At 69.8% G+C, this 7522-nt stretch carries 8 protein-coding genes and 1 pseudogene; 4 read left to right on the top strand and 5 right to left on the bottom strand.

The genetic code is table 11. The features are described 5' to 3' along the window. Positions 1 to 412 (top strand): response regulator transcription factor (locus G3I65_RS19640; RefSeq protein WP_160697403.1); only part of this gene is annotated, 412 nt, incomplete at its 5' end. 148 nt (positions 413 to 560) lie between these two features. Next, positions 561 to 1169 (top strand): DUF1345 domain-containing protein, encoded by a 609-nt coding sequence (locus G3I65_RS19635; protein WP_160697405.1) that lies wholly within the window; start codon positions 561 to 563, stop codon positions 1167 to 1169. Position 1170: 1 nt separating this feature from the next. On the opposite strand, the gene G3I65_RS19630 is transcribed toward G3I65_RS19635, so the two are convergent. The 4 genes from G3I65_RS19630 to G3I65_RS19615 form a co-directional block, all read right to left on the bottom strand. Further along, on the bottom strand, positions 1171 to 1881 hold the full coding sequence (locus G3I65_RS19630; RefSeq protein WP_160697402.1) for a G1 family glutamic endopeptidase: 711 nt from the start codon (positions 1879 to 1881) through the stop codon (positions 1171 to 1173). 191 nt (positions 1882 to 2072) lie between these two features. Continuing rightward, positions 2073 to 3122 (bottom strand): ABC transporter substrate-binding protein, encoded by a 1050-nt coding sequence (locus G3I65_RS19625; RefSeq protein WP_160697401.1) that lies wholly within the window; start codon positions 3120 to 3122, stop codon positions 2073 to 2075. A 13-nt stretch (positions 3123 to 3135) separates the two neighbouring features. Beyond that, positions 3136 to 4020 carry an ABC transporter permease gene (locus G3I65_RS19620; protein WP_160697400.1) on the bottom strand — a complete coding sequence of 295 codons (885 nt, stop codon included), beginning with the start codon at positions 4018 to 4020 and terminating at the stop codon, positions 3136 to 3138. Continuing rightward, positions 4010 to 4816 (bottom strand): ABC transporter ATP-binding protein, encoded by an 807-nt coding sequence (locus tag G3I65_RS19615; protein ID WP_160697399.1) that lies wholly within the window; start codon positions 4814 to 4816, stop codon positions 4010 to 4012. Before G3I65_RS19615 ends, G3I65_RS19620 begins: the two co-directional genes overlap by 11 nt. A gap of 192 nt (positions 4817 to 5008) precedes the next feature. Here G3I65_RS19615 and G3I65_RS19610 point away from each other — a divergent pair, with 192 nt between their 5' ends. Continuing rightward, the gene (locus G3I65_RS19610; protein ID WP_160697404.1) at positions 5009 to 6592 is read left to right on the top strand and encodes a sensor histidine kinase; all 1584 of its coding nucleotides are present in this window, start codon (positions 5009 to 5011) and stop codon (positions 6590 to 6592) included. Next, entirely contained in the window at positions 6589 to 7248 is a 660-nt protein-coding gene (locus G3I65_RS19605) for a response regulator (protein WP_160697398.1), read from the top strand. Before G3I65_RS19610 ends, G3I65_RS19605 begins: the two co-directional genes overlap by 4 nt. Position 7249: 1 nt before the next feature. Here the strand turns inward: G3I65_RS19605 and G3I65_RS19600 are convergent. After that, positions 7250 to 7522: pseudogene (locus tag G3I65_RS19600) on the bottom strand (hypothetical protein); the annotation flags it as partial.

Raw genomic sequence — 7522 nt, 5'->3', positions numbered from 1 at the left:
GCCGATGCCCTACCCGGCGACGGCGATGCGGGAGCGGGCCGCGCTGTGCCGGCTGGCGGCGGGCAACCGCGACGCCGTCGAGGAGCTGACCGCGGCCGCGGAGGCGTACGAGCAGCTGGGCGCGACGCGGGACGCCGGACGCTGCCGTCACCAGCTGCGCGAGCACGGCGCTTGGGCGCCTTCACAGCGTGGCCGTCGGGGGTACGGGAGCGAACTCTCCCCACGAGAGCGCGAAGTCGCGCGGATGCTCGCGGAAGGCCGGACCAACCGCGAGATCGCCGACGGCTTGTTCCTCTCGCCGCGCACGGTCGAACAGCACGTCGCGAAGGTGTTACGCAAACTCGGCGCCCGCTCCCGCACGGACGTGGCCCGCAAGCTCCCCGGCGACTTCGCCACGGCCCCCGCCGGCTGACCCGACGCGGCACTTTCACGTGAAAGTGCCGACCTGGGGGCGGAGCTTTCACGTGAAAGTGCCGGGGTTGGCCTAGCGTGGGCCGGTGACTGAAGAGGCACTTCCCGCCTGGCGCCGGCGGACCTCCGGCGAGACGCGCTGGCCGGCGATGGGCGTGGTCGTGGCCACGCTCGTGCTGCAGGTCGTCGTGCCCGAGGACATGGCGCTGCACCCGTGGTGGCTGCTGCCCACTGTGTCGGGGTTGCTCGTCGTGGCGCTGCTGCTGGTCAACCCGGGGCGGATGTCGCAGTTCAGCGCGGTCGAAAGGGCGATCTCGCTGCTGCTGGTCGCCGCCGTGACCGCGGTGAACGCCGGGTCCGCGGTGACGCTGGTCTACCGCATCGCGGCCGGCACGATCGGCGACCACGCGGGGGCCGTGCTGGTCACCGGCGGCATCGTCTACTGGACGAACATCGTCGCCTTCTCCCTCTGGTACTGGGAGTTCGACCGCGGCGGCCCGGGCCGGCGGGCGGCGGGGCGGGCGGAGTTCCCCGACCTGCAGTTCCCGCAGATGGCCGACCCGGGCCTGGCGCACCAGGACTGGGAACCGTCCTACTTGGACTACCTGTACTTCTCGTTCACCAACGCGGCCGCCTTCAGCCCGACGGACGTCATGCCGCTGCGGATCTGGGCGAAGCTGACGATGATGCTGCAAGCCGTCATTTCGCTGATCCTCGCGGTGATGGTGGTCGCCTGGGCGATCAACAACCTGAAGTAGGTCAGTGCCGCGCGATCGTGAAGCTCTGCCCGTCCGAGCCGATCGCGCCCGGGATCCAGGTGTACGTGCCGCGGTCGTCGGCGTTCAGCGCGGACGGGCTGGTCGAGGCCAGGTTCGTCCCGTTGAACTTGACGCCGGTGAACTTGACCCCGCCCGAAATGCTCGGGTAGGAGTCCGTCGGCGACTCGATGATCGCCTCCGCCGACGCGTGCTTCGACGTCAGCGACTTCGTGGTGGACTTGGACCAGCCCTTGGTGGTGTCGGCCAGGTCCAGCCGGTAGGTGTTCGTGGCCGTGCGGGTCACGGTCGCGGTGATGTGGTCGCCCGCGCTGACCGACACGCTGTAGTACACCGGCGCGGCCGGGTACATCTCGTACCAGGCCGAGTACACCGGACGCCCGCTGGAGCAGTCCGTTTCGACGCCGGTTTGCTCCACTGTGGACGATCCGTCGCCGTCGATGCCGACCCACGGCGCGAACAGGTCGTTAGTCGAGTTGCAGGTCACCGAGGGTTCGGTCCAGCTCGCCGTGGCTGTCGTGAAGCTGCCGAAGCTGACGTAACCGCCCCAGTTGCCGCCGGAGAACTGGTGACCGTGGAAGTGAGTGCCGTACTCGACCGCGGCGTGCGCGGTGCCGGAAACGGCCAAGCCGGCGGCAGCAGCGGCGACCGCCGTGAGGACGCGGACAGCGCGCGACGCGAGGAATTCGGACATGCGGGGACTCCGTTCACCGATGGGGACCGGGAAAACCGTTCCCCAAGTGTTGGAGCCACGCGAAAAAGAAGGTAGCTACTTTCGAATGGTTTTCGCATTGCCCGAAAAGACCCGTAAAGGCCTCCACGGGGGAAAGAGGCCTTTACGGGTCGATATCGCTCACCTACCGCCCGGTGCGGTGAGCGGGGCTGTCAGCCCTGCTTCGCGGCCGCGTCGACGAATTCGGTCGTGTAGGTCTTCGACAGGTCGATCGAATCCTTCTTCGGCTGCACGTTCTTCGAGAAGCTCGAAAGCACCTCGAGCACGTTCTTGGCACCGTCGGCGGCCATCTTGCCGTCGCCGTTGAACATCCCGATGCTGTCCTTGATGGACTTGACGTACAGCGCCTTGTCACCGCCGCTGTAGGACGGCGGCATCTTCGCCGCGATCTCCTCCGGGCTGTGCTGGTCGATCCACTTCAGCGTGGCCACGAACGCGTTGGCCAGCTTCTGCACGGCGTCCTTGTTGCGGTCGACGAAGTCGCAGCTCATGTACAGCGACGACGCCGGGTACAGCCCGCCCAGCGCGGCCTTCGTGCCCTCTTCCGTCCGCAGGTCGTAGAGCACCTTCGCCTTGCCCGTGTTGGTCAGCTGCGCGATCGTCGGGTCGGTCGTCATGCCGCCGTCGATGCCGCCGTTGTCCAGGCTCGCGATGAACGTCTGCCCGGCGCCGACCTTCACCGGCGTGTACTGGTCGGCCCCGACGCCCGCCTTGGCCGCCAGCGCCTTCGTCAGGAAGTCGGTGGACGACCCGAGCGACGTCACGCCCAGCTTCTTGCCCTTGAAGTCGGCCGAGCTCTTGATCTGGTCGACGTGCTTGGTGCCGACGACCTCGGCCTCACCCGGGATGTTGGCCAGCTGGACCACGCTCTTGATGCACTGGTCCTTGGCCTGCAGGTCGATCGTGTGGTCGTAGAACCCGACCACGCCCTGCACCTGCCCGGCGACGAGCGCGGTCTCGGCGTTGGCGCCCGACTGCTCGCTCTGCAGCTCGACGTCGATGCCCTGCGCGGCGAAGTTGCCGAGCTGCTGGGTCAGCATGGCGGGCAGGTAGATGACCTTTTCCAGGCCACCGACCATGATCGTGACCTTCGGCTTGCCCCCCTCGCCCGTCGCCGCGGTGCGGGAGTCCTGGCAGGCGGTGGTCAGTCCGGCCACGGCGGTCAGCGCGGTGACCGCGACGGCGATCCGGCGAATCCTCATCGATTCGGTCCTTTCAGATGACGGTCTGGCTGGAGGTGGACATCGAGGGCCGCCACCGCAGCAGCCGGTTCTCGAGGTTTCCGATGCCCCACTCGGCGACCAGTGCGACGACGGTGATGATGATCATGGCGGCGTAGATGCCCGCCGAATCGAACGTGCCCTGCGCGTTCGAGATGAGGAAGCCGATGCCCGCCTTGGACCCGGCGTACTCGCCGACGACCGCGCCGATCAGCGCGAAGCCGAACGCGGTGTGCAGCGACGAGAGGATCCACGACGTCGCGCTCGGCAGGACGATCGCCTTGATCACCTGCATCCGGCCGGCGCCGAGGATGCGCGCGTTGTCGATCAGGTTGCGGTCCACTTCGCGGGCGCCGGTGAAGGCGTTGAAGAACACCACGAAGAACACCAGCACGACGACGGTGGCGACCTTCGACGCCAGCCCGAGGCCGAACCAGATGACGAACAGCGAGGCGAGCACGATGCGCGGGACCGCGTTGGCGGCCTTGATGAACGGCGCGAGGACGTCGGCCAGGTACTGGCTGCGGCCCAGGATCACGCCGAAGATCACGCCGGCGACCGCGCCGATGGCGAAGCCGACCAGCGCCTCTTCGACGGTGACCCACAGCTGGTACCAGAGCGAGCCGAAGTCGGTGCCGCTGGTGACCCACTCGGTCAGCCGCTCCCAGATGCGGGACGGCTTGGAGTAGAAGAACGGGTCGATCCAGTAGGTCGCGGTCACTTCCCAGCTGCCGAGCCAGGCGACCACGAGGGCCAGCCGCAGCAGCCAGGTGTTGCGGCGGCGCCGGGACGTCGCCCGCTTGGCCTTCGTCAGGATGTCCTGCTCGGTTTCCAGCACCGGCAGGGAAGTGGCCGGCGCGGCGGGGGTCTCAAGCGACATTGCTCGCTCCCTTCTCGCGGGCCTTGTCGACCTCGCTGCGCAGTGATTCCCAGATGTCGGCGTAGAGCTTGCGGAACTCCTCGGTCAGCCGGAGGTCCTCGACCTTCCGCGGCCGCTCCAGGGGAATCTCGAAGACGTCCTTCACCGTGGCCGGCGACGTCGTGAGCACGACGACCTTGTCCGCCAAGGCGATCGCCTCGTCGAGGTCGTGCGTCACGAAGATGACCGCCGCGCCCGAACCGGACCACAGCCGCAGCAGCTCGTCCTGCATCAGCGCCCGCGTCTGGACGTCCAGCGCCGAGAACGGCTCGTCCATCAGCATGATCTTCGGCTTGGTCACCAGGGTCTGGGCCAGCGCGACGCGCTTGCGCATGCCGCCGGAGAGCTGGTGCGGGTAGTACTTCTCGAACCCGGCGAGCCCGACGCGGCCGATCCAGTCGACGGCCTGCGCGCGGGCCTCGGCCTTCGGCGCGCCGCGGAAGCGCGGGCCGGAGGCGACGTTGTCCAGCACCGAGCGCCACGGCATCACGGCGTCGGTCTGGAACATGTAGCCGACACCGTCCGGAATGGACTTCACGTCCTCGCCGTTCACCCGCACCCGGCCGGCGGACGGCGGCTGCAGGCCGGACACCAGCGAGAGCGTCGTCGACTTGCCGCACCCCGTGGGGCCGACGACGGCGACGAACTCGCCGGGCTGCACGGTCATGGTCAGGTCGCGGACGGCCGTGTGCACGGAACCGGACCCGCTCGGGAACCGTTTGGTGGCTCCGGTGAGTTCGATCAGTGGGGGAACCATGGGGAGGTGACTCCTTCGTCACGTGGTGGGGCTCACGTTGGGAAGGGACGTTAAGCAGCCGTTGCGCCGAGGTGAAGCTTGTCGACGTTCTCCGCGCGAGCTGTGCGTTCTGAATGTTTTGCTCATTTAGCGCACGGCGCTGACCAGGGGGTATGGTTCCGAGCCATGCCAAAGTGGGCGCTCTTCCCGCGCATGCGGTTCAGCAGGCAGGTGCTGCTGCTGCAGATCGGCGTGGTGCTCCTCGTCGTCGGGATCGGCGTCGCGCTGGTCAGCGTGCTGCTGTCCCACACCCTCACCGACCAGTACGGCCGCCGGGCGCTGGCCATCGCGAAGTCCGTCGCCGCCGACCCGGTCGTCGTCGCGAACGCGGCCGCCAAGATCCCCGGCGGGGCCCTCGAGGAACGCGTCCTCGCCGTCACCGAGGCCAACGACGCGCTGTTCGTCGTGATCACCGACGACAAGGGCATCCGGCTCGCGCACCCGACGCCGAGCGAAATCGGGAAGCCGGTCAGCACGCCCCCGGACGTGGCCCTCGCCGGCGGGGACGAGATCAGCGCGGTGCAGAGCGGGACGCTCGGCCTGTCCGTCCGCAGCAAGACGCCGATCTGGGCGCCGGGCCACCGGCGGGTCGTCGGCGAGGTCAGCGTCGGCTTCGACGTGGCCGATCCGACCGGCGCGTTCAACCAGCTCCTGGTGATCACGCTGCTGTTCGCGGGCGGCGCGCTGCTGCTCGGCGCGGGCGCGTCGGCGCTGCTGAACCGGCGGCTGCGGCGCGTCACGCACGGCCTCGAACCGCACGAGCTGACCGAACTGCTCTACGAACGCGAAGCCGTGCTGCACGGGATCGGTGAGGGCGTCCTCGCGGTCGACGAGGCGAACCGCGTTTCGGTGCGCAACGACGAGGCCGAACGCCTGCTCGGCACCGAGCTGCCGATCGGCGCGTCGCTGGCGGAACTCGAACTCAGCCCGCGCCTGCACAAGGCCGTCGCCGAGGGACGGCCGGTCGACAACCTCCTCGCCGTGGCGGGGAACCGCGTGCTGGTGATCAACTCCCGCGCGGTCCGGCTGGACGACCGGCCGATCGGCACGGTGCTGACCTTCCGCGACCGCACCGACCTCGACGCGCTCACCCGCGAGCTCGACGGCATCCGCGCGCTGTCCGACGGCCTGCGCGCGCAGCGGCACGAGTTCGCGAACCGGCTGCACACGCTGTACGGGCTGCTCCAGCTCGGCCACCACACCGAGGCCGTCGAGTACCTGCAGACGCTGACGGATTCGCCGTCGGCGCGGCCGAGCCAGCTGGGCGACGCCGTCGCCGACCCGTACCTGCAGGCGCTGCTCGTCGCGAAAACCGAGCAGGCGCAGGAAAAGGGCCTCTCACTCAAGCTCGCCGACGACACCTGGGTGCCGACGACCGTGACCGACCCGATCGCCGCGAACACCGTGATCGGGAACCTCGTCGACAACGCCCTGCACGCCGCCCGGATGGGCCCGCGGCGGCCCGCGACGGTCGAAATCAGCCTGCTGGCCGAAGGCGGCACCCTGCACGTGTCCGTTGTGGACAGTGGCCCCGGCGTGCCCGAAGACCTGCGGCGGACGTTGTTCGACGAAGGCGTCTCGACGAAGCTGTCGCCCGGCCACGGCCTCGGCCTGGCGCTGGCCCGGCAGGCCGCGCGCGCCCACGGCGGCGACGTCTGGCTGGCCGACCCCGGTGCGGGCGAGACCGGGGCCCTGTTCGTCGCCAAGCTGCCCGGAACGCTGACGGAGGACCGATGATCCGCACGCTCATCGTCGACGACGACTTCCGGGTCGCCGGCGTGCACGCCGGGTTCGTCGAGGAGGTCGACGGCTTCGTCGTGGTCGGCACGGCGCACACCGCCGCCGAGGCGCGCGCCCGCGTCCGCGAGCTTTCGCCGGACCTGGTCCTGCTCGACGTCTACCTGCCCGACGAGTCCGGTCTGGTGGTACTCCCGGAGCTGCAGACGGACACGATCGTGCTGTCCGCGGCGACCGACAGCGCGTCCGTTGCGGCGGCGATCCGGGCCGGCGCGCTGAACTACCTGATCAAGCCGTTCACCACGCGCCAGCTCGCGGAGCGGCTGACGTCGTACGCGCGCTTCCGCGGCTTGGTCGCCGAGGACCGGGCGTTCGCGCAGGACGACGTGGACCGCGCGTACCGGGTGCTGCACGACCAGGACCGGACGTCCGCGCCGAAGGGCCAGTCGACGGCGACGTCCCGCCTGGTGTCCGAGCAGCTGCGGCGCGCGGGCCGTCCGCTGTCGGCGGCCGAAGTCGCCGGTGAGCTGGGCATGGCACGGGCGACGGCGCAGCGGTACCTGACCGCGCTGGCCGAGTCGGGGACGGTCCAGATGCGGCTGCGCTACGGCGCCACCGGGCGCCCCGAGCACGAGTACCGCTGGAGCGGCGCCTGAGTCAGCGGCCGTAGCGGTGCATCATGCTTTCCGCGACGTCGACCCAGGCCTGGACGGGGTTCGCGGCCGACGTCGGCGTGGTGGACGACGGCAGGTCGACCCGCGCTTCCTCTTCCTGCGACGGCTGCTTCTTGGGCTGCGGTTTCGCCTGCGCCTGGACCTGCCGCGGCGCGGGCTTTTCGGGCACCGGCACGAACACGGTCTTCGGCGGCGGGGTGACCGCCGGCGCCTGCGGGGCGGGCGGCTGGGGTACGGGCGCCGCCGCGACGGCCGG

Origin of the sequence: Amycolatopsis sp. SID8362, assembly GCF_010550475.1 — a bacterium.
GTDB lineage: Bacteria > Actinomycetota > Actinomycetes > Mycobacteriales > Pseudonocardiaceae > Amycolatopsis > Amycolatopsis eburnea.
Note: the sequence above shows the minus strand (reverse complement) of the source record. Positions and strands in the feature narration are given on the sequence as shown.